Source organism: Nocardioides deserti (assembly GCF_014266025.1).
GTDB classification, from domain to species: Bacteria; Actinomycetota; Actinomycetes; order Propionibacteriales; family Nocardioidaceae; genus Nocardioides; species Nocardioides deserti.
In genome coordinates this window covers 581,753-600,488 of the sequence record NZ_JACMYC010000001.1, presented here as the reverse complement: position 1 = coordinate 600,488, position 18,736 = coordinate 581,753, and the positions used below count along the sequence as shown (strand labels likewise).

General features: G+C 74.1%; 14 protein-coding genes, 1 tRNA gene, 2 pseudogenes and 1 riboswitch. Of the genes and pseudogenes, 14 read left to right on the top strand and 3 right to left on the bottom strand.

Annotation, left to right across the window (positions count from 1 at the left end):
* Nucleotides 1-17: 17 nt before the first annotated feature.
* Entirely contained in the window at nucleotides 18-842 is an 825-nt protein-coding gene (locus H7344_RS02900) for an undecaprenyl-diphosphate phosphatase (protein WP_186344482.1), read from the bottom strand.
* A gap of 74 nt (nucleotides 843-916) precedes the next feature.
* Between H7344_RS02900 and H7344_RS02895 the strand changes: the two genes are divergently transcribed.
* On the top strand, nucleotides 917-1,864 hold the full coding sequence (locus H7344_RS02895; RefSeq protein WP_186344481.1) for an aldo/keto reductase: 948 nt from the start codon (nucleotides 917-919) through the stop codon (nucleotides 1,862-1,864).
* Nucleotides 1,865-1,868: 4 nt separating this feature from the next.
* Complete coding sequence (locus H7344_RS02890; RefSeq protein ID WP_186344480.1) at nucleotides 1,869-2,087, top strand: DUF5703 family protein; 219 nt, start codon at nucleotides 1,869-1,871, stop codon at nucleotides 2,085-2,087.
* Between the two features lie 18 nt (nucleotides 2,088-2,105).
* On the opposite strand, the gene H7344_RS02885 is transcribed toward H7344_RS02890, so the two are convergent.
* On the bottom strand, nucleotides 2,106-3,440 hold the full coding sequence (locus H7344_RS02885; RefSeq protein WP_186344479.1) for a M20/M25/M40 family metallo-hydrolase: 1,335 nt from the start codon (nucleotides 3,438-3,440) through the stop codon (nucleotides 2,106-2,108).
* Nucleotides 3,441-3,518: 78 nt separating this feature from the next.
* Here H7344_RS02885 and H7344_RS02880 point away from each other — a divergent pair.
* From H7344_RS02880 to H7344_RS02830, 12 genes and pseudogenes are all read left to right on the top strand, one after another.
* Nucleotides 3,519-3,604 (top strand) — tRNA-Leu (locus H7344_RS02880).
* Between the two features lie 264 nt (nucleotides 3,605-3,868).
* On the top strand, nucleotides 3,869-6,682 hold the full coding sequence (locus H7344_RS02875) for a family 78 glycoside hydrolase catalytic domain (RefSeq protein ID WP_186344478.1): 2,814 nt from the start codon (nucleotides 3,869-3,871) through the stop codon (nucleotides 6,680-6,682).
* A gap of 272 nt (nucleotides 6,683-6,954) precedes the next feature.
* Nucleotides 6,955-10,584: a cobaltochelatase subunit CobN gene (gene cobN / locus H7344_RS02870; RefSeq protein ID WP_186344477.1), complete on the top strand. Its 3,630-nt coding sequence runs from the start codon at nucleotides 6,955-6,957 to the stop codon at nucleotides 10,582-10,584.
* Nucleotides 10,581-11,312 (top strand): precorrin-6A synthase (deacetylating), encoded by a 732-nt coding sequence (gene cobF / locus H7344_RS02865; protein ID WP_229706773.1) that lies wholly within the window; start codon nucleotides 10,581-10,583, stop codon nucleotides 11,310-11,312. The genes cobN and cobF overlap by 4 nt, the downstream gene beginning before the upstream one ends.
* Nucleotides 11,309-12,790 (top strand): cobyric acid synthase, encoded by a 1,482-nt coding sequence (locus H7344_RS02860; protein ID WP_186344476.1) that lies wholly within the window; start codon nucleotides 11,309-11,311, stop codon nucleotides 12,788-12,790. The genes cobF and H7344_RS02860 overlap by 4 nt, the downstream gene beginning before the upstream one ends.
* A pseudogene (locus H7344_RS02855) lies at nucleotides 12,787-13,482 on the top strand (cobalt-precorrin-6A reductase); the annotation flags it as partial. The gene H7344_RS02860 and the pseudogene H7344_RS02855, both read left to right, overlap by 4 nt.
* A 63-nt stretch (nucleotides 13,483-13,545) precedes the next feature.
* A riboswitch (cobalamin riboswitch) is annotated at nucleotides 13,546-13,733 on the top strand.
* Nucleotides 13,734-13,761: 28 nt separating this feature from the next.
* Nucleotides 13,762-14,811: an ABC transporter substrate-binding protein gene (locus tag H7344_RS02850; RefSeq protein WP_186344475.1), complete on the top strand. Its 1,050-nt coding sequence runs from the start codon at nucleotides 13,762-13,764 to the stop codon at nucleotides 14,809-14,811.
* A 2-nt stretch (nucleotides 14,812-14,813) separates the two neighbouring features.
* Nucleotides 14,814-15,857 carry a FecCD family ABC transporter permease gene (locus H7344_RS02845; protein WP_186344637.1) on the top strand — a complete coding sequence of 348 codons (1,044 nt, stop codon included), beginning with the start codon at nucleotides 14,814-14,816 and terminating at the stop codon, nucleotides 15,855-15,857.
* Nucleotides 15,854-16,687: an ABC transporter ATP-binding protein gene (locus H7344_RS02840; protein ID WP_186344474.1), complete on the top strand. Its 834-nt coding sequence runs from the start codon at nucleotides 15,854-15,856 to the stop codon at nucleotides 16,685-16,687. Before H7344_RS02845 ends, H7344_RS02840 begins: the two co-directional genes overlap by 4 nt.
* Complete coding sequence (locus H7344_RS02835) at nucleotides 16,684-17,391, top strand: (2Fe-2S) ferredoxin domain-containing protein (RefSeq protein WP_186344473.1); 708 nt, start codon at nucleotides 16,684-16,686, stop codon at nucleotides 17,389-17,391. The genes H7344_RS02840 and H7344_RS02835 overlap by 4 nt, the downstream gene beginning before the upstream one ends.
* Nucleotides 17,392-17,416: 25 nt before the next feature.
* A pseudogene (locus tag H7344_RS21350) lies at nucleotides 17,417-17,518 on the top strand (cyclic nucleotide-binding domain-containing protein); the annotation flags it as partial.
* Nucleotides 17,519-17,670: 152 nt separating this feature from the next.
* Complete coding sequence (locus H7344_RS02830) at nucleotides 17,671-17,964, top strand: hypothetical protein (RefSeq protein WP_186344472.1); 294 nt, start codon at nucleotides 17,671-17,673, stop codon at nucleotides 17,962-17,964.
* 260 nt (nucleotides 17,965-18,224) lie between these two features.
* Here H7344_RS02830 and H7344_RS02825 read toward each other — a convergent pair whose 3' ends face one another.
* Nucleotides 18,225-18,536, bottom strand: a complete 312-nt coding sequence (locus H7344_RS02825; RefSeq protein WP_186344471.1) for a helix-turn-helix domain-containing protein — start codon at nucleotides 18,534-18,536, stop codon at nucleotides 18,225-18,227.
* Nucleotides 18,537-18,736: the final 200 nt, after the last annotated feature.

Here is an 18,736-nt window from a genome sequence, read left to right as displayed (position 1 = left end):
TCGACCCCGGCCGAGGGTCAGGCGGCGAGCACGCCGGTGCCGACGAGCACCAGCACGAGGGCGCCCAGCCCGACGCGGTAGAGCACGAACGGCGCGTAGGAGCGGGTCGAGACGTACCGCAGGAGCCACGCGATGGCGGCGTACCCGACGACGAACGACACGATCGTCGCGGTGATCGTCGGGCCCCAGCCGTAGGTGTTGTCCCCGTGCGGGATCTCCTTCAGCTCGAACAGCCCGGCGCCGACGACGGCGGGGATCGCGAGCAGGAACGCGTAGCGGGTGGCGGCCTCGCGCTCGTAGCCGAGGATCCGGCCCATCGAGATGGTCGCGCCCGAGCGGCTGACGCCGGGGACGAGCGCGCACGCCTGGGCGAGCCCCATGAGGACCGCGTCGCGCAGGTTCATCTGCTTGATGGTCTTGTTCGAGGCGCTCATCCGGTCGGCGATGCCGAGCACGATGCCGAGCACGATCAGCGTGGTGCCGATGATCCACAGGCTGCGGAAGTCGGACTCGATGACGTCCTTCAGCGCGATGCCCAGCAGCACGATCGGCAGCGAGCCGATGATGATGAACCAGCCCATCCGGGCGTCGAGGCTGCCGCGGTGCTCCGGCTTGACCAGCGACCGCAGCCACGCCGACGCGATCCGCCAGATGTCGTGGCGGAAGTAGATGAGGACGGCCAGCTCGGTCCCGATCTGGATCACCGCGGTGAAGGCCGCTCCGGGGTCCCCCCACCCGAAGAGCTCGGGGAAGATCCGCAGGTGGGCGCTGCTCGAGATCGGGAGGAACTCGGTCAGTCCCTGGATCGTGCCGAGCACGACGGCCTTGAGGAAGTCCCACACGGGCGCCGATCCTACGGACACCGGTCCCGCGAGCCGGGCACGGCGTCCGGGGCGTCGCCCACTACCTTGTCGCCATGCAGCACAGGTCTCTGGGTGCCACCGGCTTGAAGGTCTCGCGCCTGGGTCTTGGCACGATGACGTGGGGTCGCGACACCGACGAGCACGAGGCGCGCGACCAGCTCGTGGCGTACGCCGAGGCGGGCGGCACGCTGCTCGACACGGCGGCCGGGTACGGCGGCGGCGCGTCGGAGGAGCTCATCGGCTCGCTCCTCGGCGACGTCGTCACCCGCGACGAGGTCGTGCTGGCGACGAAGGCCGGCATCAGCGCGCGGCGGGGCGGCCGGGAGTACAACACCTCCCGCGGCCACCTGCTCACCACGCTCGACGGTTCGTTGAAGCGGCTCGGCGTCGACCACGTCGACCTGTGGCAGGTGCACATCTGGTCCGACGAGACGCCGCTGGAGGAGACGCTGTCGGCGCTCGACATCGCGGTGTCGTCGGGCCGGGCGTCGTACGTCGGGGTCTCGAACTACTCCGGCTGGCAGACCGCCCAGGCCGCCACGTGGCAGCGCGCCGTGCCCGGTCGGGCGGTCATCGCCTCGACCCAGGTGGAGTACTCCCTGCTCAACCGCGCCGTCGAGGCCGAGGTGCTCCCGGCCTGCGAGGCGCTCGGCCTCGGGGTGCTGCCCTGGTCACCGCTGGGTCGCGGGGTGCTGACCGGCAAGTACCGCTCCGGCACGCCCTCGGACTCCCGCGCCGCCTCGTCGCACTTCGCCGGCTTCGTCGGCACCTACCTCGACGACCGCTCGGCCAGGATCGTCGAGGCCGTCGCCCGTGCCGCCGACGGCCTCGGCTGGACGCCGCTCGAGGTCGCCCTCGTGTGGGTGCGCGACCAGCCCGGCGTCACCGCCCCGATCGTCGGCGCCCGCACGGCCGCGCAGCTGCGCGGCGCGCTCGGCACCGACGGCCTCGTCCTGCCAGCCGAGATCGTCGAGGCGCTCGACGACGTGTCCGGAGAATGACGGCATGTCTCGGGTCCACCGTCTGCCGCTGAACCGCGGGGTCGAGTGGGAGTTCGACAAGGTCACGTTCTCCCGCGAGTTCTCCCGCAACGTCGTCACCAAGCTGCTGGTCGAGCGCGCCGAGCACGGCGGCTGGGAGCTCGACCGCGTCCGGATCACCCCCGACGGCACCCGCCGGGTCATCCTGCGGCGCAAGATCATCCGGGCGGTCCGCACCGCCTGAGCCGGGACGCGCCGGTCCTCAGACCTGGTCGAGGAACCGGTCGAAGACCCGCGCGCCGAACTCCAGCGCGTCGACGGGCACCCGCTCGTCAACGCCGTGGAACAGTGCGGTGAAGTCGAGGTCGGCCGGGAGGCGCAGCGGCGCGAAGCCGTAGGAGCGCATGCCGAGCTTGCGGAAGTGCTTGGCGTCGGTGCCGCCGCTCATGAGGTACGGCGCGACCACGGCGTCGTCGTCCTCGGCGAGGATCGAGCGGGTCATCGCGGCGACGAGGTCCCCGTCGTACGGCGTCTCCCAGGGCTGCTGGTGCGAGACGTGCTCGATCTCGACGCCCTCGCCGGTCAGCTCGGCCAGGGTCGAGAAGAACTCGTCCTCGAAGCCGGGCAGGAACCGCCCGTCGACGTACGCCGTGGCCTCGGTCGGGATCACGTTGACCTTGTAGCCGGCCGACAGCATCGTCGGGTTGGTCGTGTTGCTGATGACCGCGCCGAGCATCCGGGCGGCGCCGCCGAACTCCTCGATGAGCGCCGGCGCGTTCTCCGGCGTCACCTCGGTGCCGGCGAGGTCGGCGACGGTGGCGAGCAGCACCTCCATCGTCGGCGTGAGCCGGACCGGCCACTGGTGCGCGCCGATCCGGGCGACGGCGGCGCTGAGCCGGGTGACGGCGTTGTCGGTGTTGATCATCGAGCCGTGGCCGGCGCGGCCGCGGGCGGTCAGCTTCATCCAGGCCATGCCCTTCTCGGCGGCCTCGATGAGGTAGACACGGCGGCCGCGGACGGTGGCGGAGAAGCCACCCACCTCGCCGACGGCCTCGGTGACACCCTCGAGCAGGTCGGCGTGCTGCTCGACGATGACCTGGGCGCCCTTGTGGCCGCCGGCCTCCTCGTCCGCGGTGAACGCCAGCACGACCGGGCGGTCCGGCACCTCGCCGGCCTGCTGCCGGGCGCGGACGACGGAGAGCAGCATCGCGTCGAAGTCCTTCATGTCGACCGCGCCGCGGCCCCACACGTACCCGTCCTGGACCTCGCCGGAGAACGGGTCGACCTGCCAGTCCTCCGCCGCCGCCGGCACGACGTCGAGGTGGCCGTGGAGCAGCAGCGCGTCGGTGCGGCTCGGGTCGGCACCGCCCCACCGGGCCACCAGCGAGGTGCGACCCGGCTCGGACTCGATGACCTCGCAGGTGATGCCGACCTCGTCGAGCAGCGTCGCGACGTGCTCGGCGGCTTTGCGCTCACCCGGGCCCTCGGCGTCGCCGTAGTTGGAGGTGTCGATGCGGATCAGGTCGCGGCACACCTCGACGACCTCGGCGGCGGGGTCGTAGGAGCGCTGCTGGTCGGACGCCTCGGAGCTCGTCATGGGCCCAGCATGACACCGGCCCGCGAGGGGCCCGATTCGGTCGGGACGACACCTCTGTAGTACTTTTTCTCCGCACTCGTCCGGGTGGCGGAATTGGCAGACGCGCTAGCTTGAGGTGCTAGTGCCCGTATTAGGGCGTGGGGGTTCAAGTCCCCCCTCGGACACAGAAGTTGCTCCTCGAACGAAGGCCCCTCCGGCCTGGCCGGCGGGGGCTTCGTCGTTCCCGGCTCAGCCGTTGCCGTCCTTGACGTGACCGCCGTCACCACATTAGCGTCGTTGATGCCAGGATTGAAAGGTTTCAATCGGGCGCCGGTCTCGGGACGACGCGGTGTCGGGCGGCGCCTTGGTGCGCCCTCGCGACCCCTCGCGTGCCGGGCCCGCGCGCTCCTGACGTGCCGCCTCCCCCTGCGGCACCCGAGAGGACGCAGATGAACGCCACTCCCCCCACCTCCGCACGACCGGTCGGCCGCGGACGGCGCAGCGCCGCGTGGCTCGCCGCGGCGGCCGTCACCGGCACGCTCGCAGCGACCGGCCTCGTGGTGGCGCCTGCCACCGGCGGACCCGGCCGGGCCGCGCACGCCCCGGACGCTCCGCTCGCCCTGACGGTCGATGACCAGACCCGCCCGCTGAACGTCGAGGGCGCACCGCTCTTCGGCTGGCAGCCGCAGGACCGCGACCCGGGCGAGGTGCAGACGGCCTACCAGCTGCGGGTCCTCGACGCGAGCACGGGCAGGACCGTCTGGGACTCCGGCAAGGTCGCCTCCGACGAGCAGTCCCACGTCGAGTACTCCGGGCCGGCCCTGCGCAGCGGGGACGACTACCGCTGGACCGTCCGCACCTGGGACGTCACCGACCGGTCCTCCGGATGGTCGGCGCCCGCCACCTTCGAGACCGGCATCGGCGACGGCGACTGGGAGGGCGCCTCCTGGATCCGCCGCACGACCGGCGAGGCGGACGACTACACGCTCGCCCGCACCGAGGTCCCCGTCGCCGACAGCCCCGTCGTCCGGGCCCGCGCGTACACCGCGGCCAACCACACCTACGAGCTGTTCCTCGACGGGAAGCGCGCCGACCGCGGGACCTCCTTCGCCTACCCGGGCGAGGGCTACTACCAGGCCACCGACGTGACCGACCTGGTCACCGCCGGCCGGACGCTCGCGATCGGCATCCGCTACCACTGGTACGGCAGCGGTCAGGGTCGTCCTGCCGCCGCGCCCGGCCTGCTCCACAAGCTGGTCGTCGAGCACGCTGACGGCACTCGGCAGGTCGTCACCACCGACGGCAGCTGGCGCCTCACCCGCGACACCCGGTTCGTGAGCGGCAACCGTCGCAACGGGGAGGGCGACCGTGTCGACGCCCAGGACGGCCGCGCCGTCATCGACGGCTGGGCCCGGCCCGGCTTCGACGCGGGTTCCTGGCAGCCGGCGACCGTGGTGGGTCAGCACCCGGTCGCGCCGTTCACGCACCTCTCGGGCCAGGAGACCCGCATGGAGGAGTCGATCATCGCCCCGGAGCGGATCCTCACCGCGGCCGACGGCACGCTGGTCGCCGACTTCGGGAAGGTCGTCCCCGCTCGTCCTGTGGTCCGCTTCCAGGACGGCGTCGCGGGTCGCACCGTGGTGCTGCGCGCCGGCTACGAGCTGACCGACAACGGCCGGGTCGCGACCTCCACGCTCGCCACCCAGGGGACCGACATGTCCTTCCCCTACATCCAGGACGACGGCGAGCAGACGTGGGAGGCCTGGACGCACCTCGGGTTCCGCTACCTCGAGATCCCCCAGGCGGGCGAGGACGTCACGGTCGACGACGTCTCCGCCGTCCTCGTCCACACCGACGTCGAGGGCCCGGAGGCCACGTTCTCCAGCAGCGACCCGACGCTCGATGCGGTCTGGGACATGATGCAGCGATCCGCGCTGTGGTCGGTGCAGGAGCAGTTCGTGGACACGCCGACCCGGGAGAAGGGTCAGTTCCTCGGCGACGCCGCCAACATCTCCTACGCCACCATGCAGGGCTTCGGCGAGCGGACCGCGACCCGCCAGGCGATCCGGGAGTTCCTCCAGTCCCAGCAGCGGTTCTGGAGCTCCGGCGCCGACGCCGGCCGCTACAACGCCGTGTACCCCAACGGGGACGGCAAGCGTGACATCCCCGACTACACCGAGATGTTCGTCGACTGGGTCTGGCGCTGGTACGAGGTCACGGGCGACGAGACCCTCATCCGCGAGGCGTACCCGGCCATCCGGGAGACCGCGGGCTACGTGCTGCGCCACATCCCCGACGAGGGCCCGACCGCCGGCCTCGTCACCAACCTCTCCGGCGGCAGCGGCGCCTACCGCTACGGCATCATCGACTGGCCGGAGCCGGGGCGGTTCGGCTACGACATGGACGCCGCCGCCCGCACCGTCATCAACGCCCTCGGCGTCGAGGTCCTGCGCCGCACCGCAGACATGGCGGAGGTCGTCGGGCGTCCTGCTTCCGAGGTCGCCGAGCTCCGCGACTCCGAGCGGGCCCTCGTCGGCGCGATGAACGACCGGCTGCGTCGCCCGGACGGCGTCTACGTCGACGGCCTGCACGCCGACGGGACCCAGTCGACGCACGCCGGCCAGCACTCGACGTCGTACGCCGTGGCGTTCGACGTCGCCCCCGAGGAGGACCTGCCGGCGCTGGCCGAGCACCTGTCCTCGATGGGCATGAAGCAGGGGCCGATGACCGCCCACTGGCTGCTGCAGGCACTCTCCGACGCCGGCCGGCCGGACGCGGTGCTGCGGCTGCTGACCAATCCCGACGACCTGGGCTGGGCACGCATCCTCGACCAGGGCGGCACCTTCACCTGGGAGGCCTGGACCCTCGACCCCGGCAGTAACTTCAGCCAGTCGCACGGCTGGGGCGCCCAGGCGGCGGTCGACGTGATCGAGACGATGCTCGGCATCCGGCTCGGCGAGCCCGGCGCCGAGACCGTCGTCCTGGCCCCGCCGGCCACAGGTCTGGAGCACGCATCCGGCTCCGTGCCCACCCAGCGCGGCGTCGTCTCGCTCGACTGGACCCGCAGCCAGCACGGCGTCCGGCTGGAGGCGGACGTCCCGGTCAACGTGACGGCCCGGGTCGAGCTGCCGGCCTCCGACCGGACCACCTACCGGGCCGTCGGACGCACGGACGCGCGGTACCTCGGCACGCGCGACGGCGTGGCCGTCTTCGAGGTGGGGTCGGGCAGCGTGCGGTTCGTCCCCACGCGCGGCCGCGGCTGAGATCGCGGTGCCACCGGGTCCGGGAGCCCCGGGCCCGGTGGCGCGCGGTGGCCGACGGCCCGACCCCGGAGGAGCCGCGTACGCCGCGTGGCTCCTGACCGGCGGCCCGGGCCCGTCCCGTAGGCTCCGGCCACGCCCGCTGCGCAGGAACCCGGTGAGACTCCGGGGCGGTTCCGCCACTGTGACGCGACCTCCGGGTCGTCAGCCAGACACTCGTCGTGGGTCCGATCCGACCGTTCGACGGGGCGAGAACCCCGGAGGAGGACCCGGCCATGGCCGACCCTGCCCGCATCTGCCTGCTGTCCACGTCCGACACCGACCTGCTCTCGGCGCGGGCCTCGGGTGCCGGCTACACGCTGGCCAACCCCGCCCGGCCCGCACACCAATCCATGGCCGCGGCGCTGGAGGGCGCCGACCTGGTCGTCGCCCGGATCCTGGGCGGTCCCGAGGACCTGTGCAGCGGGTTCCGGCGTATCCGCGAGACCGGCGTGCCACTGGTCGTGCTGGGCGGTGAGCAGCAGCCGAACGCGGAGCTGATGGAGCTCTCGTCGGTGCCGATGGGCGTCGCGGCCGAGGCACACCGCTACCTCGCCGAGGGCGGCCCGGAGAACCTCGCCCAGCTGCACGGGTTCCTCTCCGACACCGTGCTTCTCACCGGCGAGGGCTTCGAGCCGCCGCGTCCGGTCCCGGCGTGGGGCGTCGCCGAGCGGCCCGCGCCAACCACGGGCACGGGCACGACCCGCGCGGACCTGCCACGGGTGGGGATCCTCTACTACCGCGCCCACCACAGCAGCGGGAACACCGACTTCGTCCACGCCCTGGCCGACGCCGTCGACGCGACCGGCGCCGCCGTCGGAGTACCCGTCTTCGCGGGCTCCCTGCGCAGCGCGCCCGACGCGCTGTTCGAGGAGCTCGCGACCTTCGACGCCCTGGTCGTGACCGTGCTGGCAGCCGGCGGCAGCGTGCCGGCGTCGGCGAGCGCCGGCGGCGACGACGAGGCGTGGGACGTCGAGCGGATCGCGGCGCTCGACCTGCCCGTGCTGCAGGGGCTGTGCCTGACCAGCAGCCGGGCGGAGTGGGAGGCCAACGACGACGGCGTGACGCCGCTGGACTCGGCCAACCAGGTGGCGATCCCGGAGTTCGACGGTCGGATCATCACCGTGCCGTTCTCCTTCAAGGAGGTCGACCCCGACGGGCTCCCCCGCTACGTCGCCGACGAGGAGCGCTGCCGACGGGTCGCCGGCCTCGCGGTCAACCACGCCCGCCTCCGCCACGTGCCCAACGGCGAGAAGAAGGTGGCGCTGGTGCTGTCGGCGTACCCCACCAAGCACTCGCGGATCGGCAACGCCGTCGGGCTCGACACCCCGGTCAGCACCGTCCGGCTGCTGCGCCGGCTGCGCGACGCCGGCTACGACCTCGGCGGCGCCGGCGCGGTGCCGGGCCTCGACCTCGAGGACGACACCGAGGCCGGCGACGCGCTCATCCACGCGCTGATCGCCGCGGGCGGGCAGGACGAGGAGTGGCTGACCTCCGGCCAGCTGACCGACGCCCACGTGCGCGTGGCGCCCGAGCAGTACGCCGCGTGGACGGCGCACCTGCCGGCCGCGCTGCGCGAGGAGATCGCCGCGGCCTGGGGGGAGGCGCCGGGCAGCCTGTTCGTCAACGACGCCGGCGAGCTCGTGCTGGCCACGCTGGTGGCCGGCAACGTCGTGCTCATGATCCAGCCGCCCCGAGGCTTCGGGGAGAACCCGGTCGCGATCTACCACGACCCCGACCTCGCCCCCACGCACCACTACCTCGCGGCGTACCGCTGGCTCGAGGCACCCGAGGCCGAGGGCGGCTTCGGCGCGCACGCGGTGGTCCACGTCGGCAAGCACGGCTCGCTGGAGTGGCTGCCGGGCAAGAACGCCGCGCTGTCGGCGGAGTGCGGCACGGACGCGGTGCTGGGCGACCTGCCGCTGTTCTACCCGTTCCTCGTCAACGACCCCGGCGAGGGCGCGCAGGCCAAGCGGCGCGCGCACGCGACGATCGTGGACCACCTGGTGCCGCCGATGGCGCGGGCGGAGTCCTACGGCGACATCGCGCGACTGGAGCAGCTGCTCGACGAGCACGGCAACATCGCCGCGATGGACCCGGCCAAGCTGCCGGCGATCCGCGGCGAGATCTGGCAGCTGATGAAGGCCGCCGAGCTCCACCGCGACCTCGGTCTCGAGGAGAGGCCCGAGGACGACGACTTCGACGACTTCCTGCTCCACGTCGACGGTTGGCTGTGCGAGATCAAGGACGTCCAGATCCGCGACGGCCTGCACGTCCTGGGGCAGCCGCCGACCGGCGAGGCGCTGGTCAACCTCGTGCTCGCGGTCCTCCGCGCGTCCCAGGTGTGGGGCGGCGTCGGGCACGCGGTCCCCGGCCTGCGGACCGCGCTGGGGCTCACCGAGGGAGCGGGCACTGCCGAGGTCGACGCCGTCGAGGCGCAGGCGCGCGGGCTGGTCACGGCGCTGGCCGACGCCGGGTGGGACCCGGACGCCGTCGACGCGCTGCACGAGGACGCGGATGTCCGCGCCGCCCTGCGCTTCGCCGCCACCGAGGTGGTCCCCCGCCTGGCGGCCACGACCGACGAGATGGACGCGCTGCTGCACGCGCTCGACGGGGGGTACGTCGCCGCGGGACCGTCCGGGTCACCGCTGCGCGGCCTGGTCAACGTGCTGCCGACCGGGCGGAACTTCTACACCGTCGACCCGCGTGCGGTCCCGTCGCGGTTGGCCTGGCAGACCGGGCAGGCGATGGCCGAGTCGCTCGTGCGGCGCTACCTCGACGAGACCGGCGAGCACCCCACCTCGGTGGGCTTGTCGGTGTGGGGCACCAGTGCGATGCGCACGTCCGGCGACGACGTGGCCGAGGTGCTGGCCCTGCTCGGCGTGCGGCCGGTCTGGGACGAGATGTCGCGTCGGGTCAGCGAGCTCGCCGTGATCGACCTCGCGGAGCTCGGCCGGCCCCGGATCGACGTGACGGTGCGGATCTCCGGATTCTTCCGCGACGCCTTCCCGCACGTGGTGGCGATGCTGGACGACGCGGTGCGGCTGGTGGCGGACCTCGACGAGCCCGACGAGCTGAACTTCGTGCGCGCCCACGCCCGGGCGGACCTGGCCGAGCACGGCGACGAGCGACGCGCGACCACCCGGATCTTCGGGTCGAAGCCGGGTTCCTACGGGGCCGGCATCCTGCAGGTCGTCGAGTCCGGGACCTGGCGCGACGACAACGACCTGGCGGAGGTCTACACCGCGTGGGGGGGCTTCGCCTACGGCCGCGGCCTCGATGGCGCACCCGCCGCCGACGACATGCGCGCGGCGTACCGCCGCATCAAGGTGGCGGCGAAGAACGTCGACTCCGCCGAGCACGACATCGCCGACTCCGACGACTACTTCCAGTATCACGGCGGGATGGTCGCCACCGTCCGCGCGCTCACCGGCGCGGATCCCAAGGCGTACGTCGGCGACTCGACCACTCCCGACGCCGTGCGGACCCGCTCCCTGCAGGAGGAGACCAACCGCGTCTTCCGCGCCCGCGTGGTCAACCCGCGCTGGATCGCGGCGATGCAGCGGCACGGCTACAAGGGTGCCTTCGAGCTGGCCGCGACGGTGGACTACCTCTTCGGCTTCGATGCGACCGCCGGCGTGGTGCACGACTGGATGTACGAGTCGCTGGCCGCCTCCTACGTGCTCGACGAGACCAACCAGGACTTCCTGCGCCGCTCCAACCCGTGGGCGCTGCGCGGCATCGTGGAGCGGCTGCACGAGGCGGCCGACCGCGGGCTGTGGGCCGAGCCGGACGCCGAGACGCTCGCCTCGCTGCAGAAGGTCTACCTCGAGGTCGAGGGCGACCTCGAGGACGGGGACCAGTGACACACGTCCACGTCGTCGGCCTGGGCATGGGGCGACAGCACCTGACCGCCGAGGGCGCAGCCGCGCTGGCTGGCTCCGACTACGTCGTGGCGGTCCGCAAGGGCGAGCACGACGAGCTGCTCGAGGTACGCCGGCGGGTGGCCGCCGACCACGGGCTCGACCTCGTCGAGGTGGTCGACGCTGAGCGCGACCGCGCCGACCCGGCGGACTACCCGGGCGCGGTGGCTGCCTGGCACGCGGCGCGCGCGGACGCGTGGGCGCGGGTGCTCGGCGCGCGCGGCGGCACGGCGACGTACCTCGTGTGGGGCGACCCCTCGCTCTACGACTCGACCCTGCGGGTGCTCGAGCAGGTCGCCGCGCGCACGGAGCTGACGTGGGACGTGGTGCCAGGGGTCAGCGCCCCGCAGGTGCTCGCCGCGCGCCACCGCGTCGTGCTGCACGAGGTCGGCCAGCCGGTGCACCTCACGACCGCGCGGCGGCTGGCCGACGACGTCGCCGCCGGCCAGCGAAACCTCGTCGTCATGCTGGGGTCGGCCGCGAGCCTCGACGGGCTCGACGGCCTGCCGGACTGGCGGATCTGGTGGGGCGCGAACCTCGGCGCGACCGGCGAGCGGGTGGTGGTCGGCCGCGTCGGCGAGGTCCTCGACGAGGTGCGGGCCGCCCACGAGGCCGCCCGCGACGAGGCCGGCTGGGTGATGGACTGCTACTTGCTGCGGGCGCCACGGTGAGCGGCCTGCTGGTGGCCGGCACGACCTCCGACGCCGGCAAGTCGGTGGTCACGACCGGGCTGTGCCGTGCGTTCGCGCGCCGGGGGGTGTCGGTGGCGCCGTACAAGGCGCAGAACATGTCCAACAACTCGATGGTCTGCCACGACCGCGACGGCACCCCGGCCGAGATCGGCCGGGCGCAGTGGGTGCAGGCGCTCGCCGCCCGGGTCACCCCCGAGCCGGCGATGAACCCGGTGCTGCTCAAGCCCGGCTCGGACCACCGCAGCCACGTGGTGGTGCTGGGCCGGCCCGCCGGGGAGGTCGCAGCGACCGACTTCGCGACCGGCCGGCGGCACCTCGCGACGGCCGCGCACGCGGCGTACGACGACCTGGCCGGGCGGTACGACGTCGTGGTCGCCGAGGGCGCCGGCAGCCCGGCCGAGGTGAACCTCCGCGCGAGCGACTACGTCAACCTGGGCCTGGCCCGCCACGCCGACCTGCCGGTGGTGGTCGTCGGCGACATCGACCGCGGCGGCCTGTTCGCCGCGATGCTCGGGACGCTGGCGGTGCTGGAGCCGGCCGACCAGGCGCTGGTGGCGGGCTTCGTGGTCAACAAGTTCCGCGGCGACCTCGGGCTGCTGCGCCCAGGGGTGGAGCGGCTGCAGGAGCTGACCGGGCGACCCGTGCACGGCGTGCTGCCGTGGCACCCCGACGTCGGGCTGGACTCCGAGGACGCGCTCGACCTCGAGGGCCAGCGCGCCCGGGCCGGCGACGGGGTCCGCGTCGCGGTCGTCCGGCTGCCGCGCATCAGCAACTTCACCGACGTCGACGCGCTCGGGCTCGAACCGGATCTCGACGTCGTCTTCGTCTCGCACCCGCGCGACCTCGCCGACGCCCACCTGGTCGTCCTGCCCGGGACGCGCGCCACCCTGGCCGACCTCGCGTGGCTGCGCGCCCGCGGCCTCGACGCCGCCCTCGCCCGCCACGTCGCAGCCGGCCGACCGCTGCTCGGGATCTGCGGCGGCTTCCAGATGCTGGGCCGGGAGATCCGCGATCCCGAGGGCGTCGAGGGCCCCGCCGGGGCGCACGCCGAGGGGCTGGGCCTGCTGCCCGTGAGCACCACGTTCGCCCGCGACAAGGTCCTGCGGCTCCCGGTCGGCGAGGCGCTCGGCGCCACCACCACCGGCTACGAGATCCACCACGGACGGGTCTCCCGGGACGCCGGCTGCGAGGAGTTCGTCGGCGGCGCCCGGTCCGGTGCCGTCCTCGGGACGATGTGGCACGGCAGCCTCGAGGGCGACGCGTTCCGCGCGGCGTTCCTCGCCGAGGTCGCCGGCCTCGCGCGGTCCGAGGTGTCCTTCCCCGCCGCGCGCGAGCGCCGGCTGGAGCTGCTGGCCGACCTGGTCGAGGAGCACCTCGACGTCGGCGCGCTGCTCGCCCTCGCCCGCTCCGGCCCCCCGCCGGACCTGCCGACCCTCGAGCTGGGGCTCGTCCGATGAGGGTGCTGCTGCTCGGCGGCACCGCCGAGGCCCGCGAGCTCGCGCGGCTCCTCGTCGACGCCGGGGTGGACGTCACCTCGTCGCTGGCCGGCCGGGTCGCGCGACCGCGGCTGCCGGTCGGGCCGGTGCGGATCGGCGGCTTCGGAGGGGTGGCCGGCCTGCGCGCCGAGCTGGCGGCGTACGACGTCGTGGTCGACGCGACGCACCCGTTCGCTCGGGGGATCAGCGCGAACGCCGTCGCGGCCTGCACCGCCGAGGGCGTCCCGCTGCTGCGGCTGGAGCGGCCTGGGTGGGAGCCCGACCCGGCCTGGACGTACGTCGCCACGCACGCCGCCGCCGCGGAGCGGGCCGCCGCGCTGGGCCGGCGTCCGTTCCTCACCGTCGGGCGGCAGGAGCTGGCCGCCTTCGTCCCCCACCTCGGCGACCGCGACGTGCTGGCCCGCGTCGTGGACCCGCCCGACATCGACGTGCCCCCGACCTGGTCGCTGCTGACGAGCCGCGGCCCGTACACGCTCCCGGGCGACCTCGCCGTTATGCGCGAGCACGGCTCTGACGTGCTGGTCACCAAGGACTCCGGCGGCACCTACACCCGTCCCAAGCTCGACGCTGCGGCCGACCTCGGCGTGCCGGTGGTCGTCGTCGCCCGGCCCGAGCCGGACCCGCGGACGCCCGTCGTGAACGCCCCGGGTCCGGCCCTGGCGTGGGTGGTCGGCCGGCCGACCGCGGACTGCACCGACGAGCTCGGCGGCGCGGTGGTAGGTTCCGCCTGCCGTGGTGAACGGGAAGCCGGTGCGAGACCGGCGCGGCCCTCGCCACTGTGAGCGCGGAGTCCCGCGACCTCACTGACACCCAGGTGTCAGGACCACTGGGCGCGAGCCTGGGAAGGTCGGTCGTCGGACGTCGATGCGCGAGCCAGGAGACCGGCCACGGCGCTTCACCTCCACGAGGGTTCCTGGAAGAGAGCACCACCGATGATCCGTCGTACCGTCCTGCGTCCGACCCTGCCCACCGTCCCGTCCACCGGACCGTCCACCGCCCGGCTCCGCAGGCTCGGCGGGCTCGTCCTCGCGGCCGGGCTGCTGTCCGGCTGCACCGGGGCGCCGGCGACCGGGTCCGCCCCGCCCACGTCCTCCGACCGGTTCCCGGTCACCGTCACCAGCTGCGGCCACGAGGTCACCGTCGACGAGCCGCCGTCCGAGGTGGTGACCCTCAACCAGGGCGCCACCGAGGTCGTCCTGGCCCTCGGGCTGGCCGACCAGCTCGCCGGCACGGCCTACCTCGACGACGCCGTCCCCGAGGAGTGGCAGGCGGCGTACGACGCCGTGCCGGCGCTGTCGGCGGAGTACCCCACCAACGAGCAGCTGCTGGCCGCCCGTCCCGACTTCGTCTACGCCTCCTACGCGAGCGCCTTCGAACCGGCCGTGGCCGGCACGCAGGACGACCTCGCCGCCTCGGGCGTCGGCTCCTACCTCTCCCCGTTCGGCTGTCCTGAGGCCACTGACCGCCCCGAGGCCTCGTTCGAGGCCGTCTGGGACGAGGTCACCGACGTCGCGAGCGCCCTGGGCCACCCCGAAGCCGCCGAGCGGCTCCGGGACGAGCAGGAGGACCAGCTCGCTGACCTGCGGTCCGGGGCGGCCGGCGAAGGCCTCGACGTCCTCTGGTGGGACGGCGGCACGAAGTCACCGAACGTCGGCGCCGGCGACGGCGGTCCGCAGCTGGTGCTGGACGCCGTGGGCGCGACCAACGTCTTCGGCGACCTGCCCGGCTCCTGGGCCGAGGGCAGCTGGGAGGACGTGCTGGCCGCCGACCCCGACGTCATCGTGCTGGTGGACGCCGTCTGGGACCGGGCCGCGGACAAGCGGGCCTACCTGGAGTCCGACCCGGTGCTGAGCGGGCTCACCGCGGTCCGGGAGCAGCGCTACGCCGTGGTGCCGTTCTCCGCCTCGACCGCCGGCGTGCGGCTGGTCGACGGGGCCGCCTCGCTCGCCGGACAGCTCGGCGAGCTCGGGCTGGATGGGTGAGCCTGCGGGGCGCCCGCGGCCGGACCGGTCTCGGGCTCCTGGCGCTCGGCGGGCTGGCGGTGCTCGTCGGCAGCTGCGCGATCGCGCTGGGGGTGGGCTCGGTCGACGTGCCGGTGGCCCGCGTGCTGGCGGTGCTGGCGCGCCGGGCCGGGGCGGGTGAGCTCGACGTGACGCTGCTGGAGGACCAGCTGGTCTGGCAGCTGCGGCTGCCGCGGATCCTCGGCGCGGTCGCCGTCGGGGCCGTGCTGGCGTCCAGCGGCGCCGTGCTGCAGTCGCTGACCCGCAACGACCTGGCCGACCCGTTCCTGCTCGGCGTCTCCAGCGGCGCCGGGGTGGGTGCGGTCAGCGTGATCGTGCTGGGCGTGGGCGTCGGCGGCCTCGCCGCGGGCGCCGTCCTCCCGGCCGCCGCGTTCGCCGGCGCGCTCGCCGCGCTCGCCGCCGTGCTCCTGGTCGCGTCGGCCGGGGGCGGCGCGCTCCGCCCGCACCGCACGGTCCTGGCCGGCGTGGCGGTCGCGCACCTGTGCGGCGCCTACACCTCGGTGGTCGTGATCATGCACGGGCAGGGGGACGCCGCGCGCCGGGTGCTCGCCTGGACGCTGGGCTCGCTCGCCGGCCTCCGCTGGGGCAGCGCGCTCGTGCTCGTCGGTGCCGCCGTGGTCGCGCTGGTGTGGTTCCTGGCGTACGCCGAGCGGCTCGACGCGTTCGCGTTCGGCGAGACCTCTGCCCGCTCGCTCGGCGTCCCCGTGACCGCCACCCGGTGGGTCCTGATGGTGGGCACGGCGCTGGTCACCGCCACGACCGTCGCGTACGCCGGCGCGATCGGGTTCGTGGGGCTCGTCGTGCCACACCTGGTGCGTCCGCTCGTGGGCTCGCGGCACCGGGCCCTGCTGCCTGCCTCGGCGGTCGCGGGCGCGGTGCTCCTCGTCTGGGCCGACACCGCGGCGCGTTCCCTGGTCGACGGACAGGAGGTGCCGATCGGTGCCCTGACCGCGCTCATCGGCGTCCCCGTCCTGGTCTGGCTGATGGCGAGGAGGACCGTCGGATGAGCCACCGCGAGAACTGCGTCCACCGGGCTGCCCACGGCGACCTGCTCGAGGTCACGGCCGAGGGGGTGACCGTTCGGCTCGGCGACCGGACCGTGCTCGACTCGGTCGGGCTGCGGGCCGCGGGCGGTCGGGTGACCGGGCTGCTCGGCCCCAACGGCTCGGGCAAGACCACGCTGCTGCACGTGCTGGCCGGACTGCGTCGTCCCGACGCCGGCGTGGTGCGGGTCGGGGGCACCGACCTCCGGTCGCTGCCGGACCGGCGGCGGGCCCGGACGGTCGCGCTCGTCGAGCAGCACGCCGCCACCACGGTCGACCTCACCGTCCGCGAGGTCGTCACGCTCGGCCGGCTCCCCCACCGCGGTCGGCTCGGCGGCGCGGCGCGGGACACGCGCGGTGCGGACGTCGTCGAGGAGGTGCTCGAGATGGTGGGGCTGGCCCCGCTCGCGGAGCGGCTCTGGGGCACGCTCTCGGGCGGCGAACGACAACGCGCCCACCTCGGGCGGACACTGGCGCAGGAGCCGGAGGTGCTGCTGCTCGACGAGCCGACCAACCACCTCGACCTGGGCCAGCAGCTGCGCTTCCTCTCGCTGGTCCGCGAGCTCGGCCTGACGGCGGTCGCGGCGCTGCACGACCTGGAGCTGGCCGCAGCGTTCTGCGACGACGTGGTGGTGCTCGACGGGGGCCGGGTCCGTGGCGACGGCACGGTCGGCGACGCGCTCACCGCGCCGTTGCTCGGCGAGGTGTACGGCGTCGAGGCGTCCCTCGCGCCGCACCCCCGCCTGCCCCGGCAGCACCTGGTCTGGGACGGCCCCTCCGGAGGACCCCGGTGACGGCGTACGTCCTTGTCGGCACGACGCCCGCCGACCCTGCCCGCCGGGCGGAGCTGCTGGCGCTCGCGCGTCGCGTCGGCGCCGAGCTCGCCTTCATTCAGCTCGGCTCCCCCGGGCTGGGCACGGTGCTCACGCGGCTGGCCGACGACGGCGCCGCCCGGGTCGTCCTCGTCGGGGTCGGCGGCGCGACCGGGCCGGGGGTGTCGTGGCTGCGCCGGGTCGCCGCGCACTGGTGGGCGACGTACGGCGCCGGCGCGCCCGAGCTGCTCACCGCCCCGGCGTACCTCGCCGACGAGGCGGCGTGGGACGACCTGGTCGCGCGCGCCCGGCCGGTCACCGGGGCCGGGCCCGGCCTGCGCTCCGCCGCGTGGGAGGACGTCCCGCGCCACCGCCACCAGGTCCTCGTCTGCCGCGGGCCCCGGTGCACCGCCGCGGGCGCGGAGGAAACCGCCGCCGCACTCGTCGTCGAGCTCGCCCGGCACGACCTCGGCGACGACGACGTGCTGCTCACCCAGACCGGCTGCCAGTTCCCCTGCAACCGGGCCCCTGTCGTCACGGTCCACCCCGACGACGTCTGGTACGGCGGCGTCGACCGGGCCGCGGCCGGCGCGGTCGTCGCCGAGCACCTCGTGGCCGGGGACCCGGTCGAACGGCTCCGACTTCGGCGTGTGGCAGCCGGGACGACCGCGGACAGGGCACGATGACCCAGTGAATTGAGGGTGCCGGAAGCTGACCCGCACGACGGCGAGCGGCCGCCCGAGCATCCTGGCGGTGCTCGGGCCCGGCGACACGGTCGGCGAGATGTCCCTGCTGGGTAGGCACCCGGCGGGTCGCACCCTCACCCCAGTGGGGTGTTGCGTTGCCGCCGAGAGGGGTACTGGGATCTCAGCCGCCTTGGCGCGGCTTCCCCCGAAGTGCCCAGCCGGCTGCCGAACATCATGGGGTCAGCAGCCTGGCGGCACACCTTCAAGGAGTACACGCGCATGTCTGCACACACGAACGACACCACGAACCACACCGGCCGCCGCATCAGCACCGAGACGAAGGCGTCCTTCAAGACGACCGAGCTCATCGCCTACGTCGCGGCCGTCATCGGCGTTCTCATCGCCTCCGCCATGGTCGACGCCTCGGACTTCGGCGCGCAGGAGGCCTGGTTCTACGTCACCCTCCTCACCATCGGCTACATGGTCAGCCGCGGACTCGCGAAGTCCGGCAGCCGCGACTTCTACGACGACGACCAGAACGACCGCACCGCGAACAGCGCCCACCAGCACTGACCGCTGCGCCACACAGACACGGACCGCCCCTCGCTCCTGAGCCGGGGGCGGTTCTGTCGTTCGAGCCGACCGAGCTGGCCGCGCCGAACGGACCGTGGTGGTCGCCCGGGGACCCGTCGGGGGAGCCCCGGGCGACGACGACGCCGGTTCAGCAGCGCCGTCGTGTTGACCCGCGACTGAAGCCGCGCGGCCCCCTCCGGAGGGGTGGTGGTGACGTGGCTCGGGGAACACATCAGGTACCCGCTCTGGTCGAACGTTCCTCAGTCGTGGCGAGACGTGTCACCGAAGACCGCGCGGAGGCCGGGGTACGCCTCGTAGAGCCGCTCGCGTCGCTCCCTGGCCGGCTTCACGACGATGTCGTCGTGCGTCGGCAGGCCCTTGCCCTGGCGCCAGCGCATGACCGTTGCTTCCGACAGCCCGCACGCCGCGGCGACCTCCCGGATGCTCCCGCCGTTGCGCATCGCGGTCACGACCGCGTCGGCCAGTTCGAGCTCGGCGAGCTTCTTCAGCTCCACCGCACGCTGCATCCGCTCGACGTCGGCCGGGCGGGGGATGCCCTTGCGCTGAGGCATGGGCGGACGGTAGCGGTGGGACGCCGCGCAGGTGCAGTCGTGGGGACGGCGGTTCATACCATGGTGCCGCCGCAGCAAGCAGCAAACGCTCGCTTCGTGAACCCACCTATTGGGTGAGACGCGGCTTAGGCCTAGCGTCCGGACGCCTGCTACTGCGGGCCGCGGCTCGGGACGCTGCTGCTGGCGGGAGCGCTGTCCCC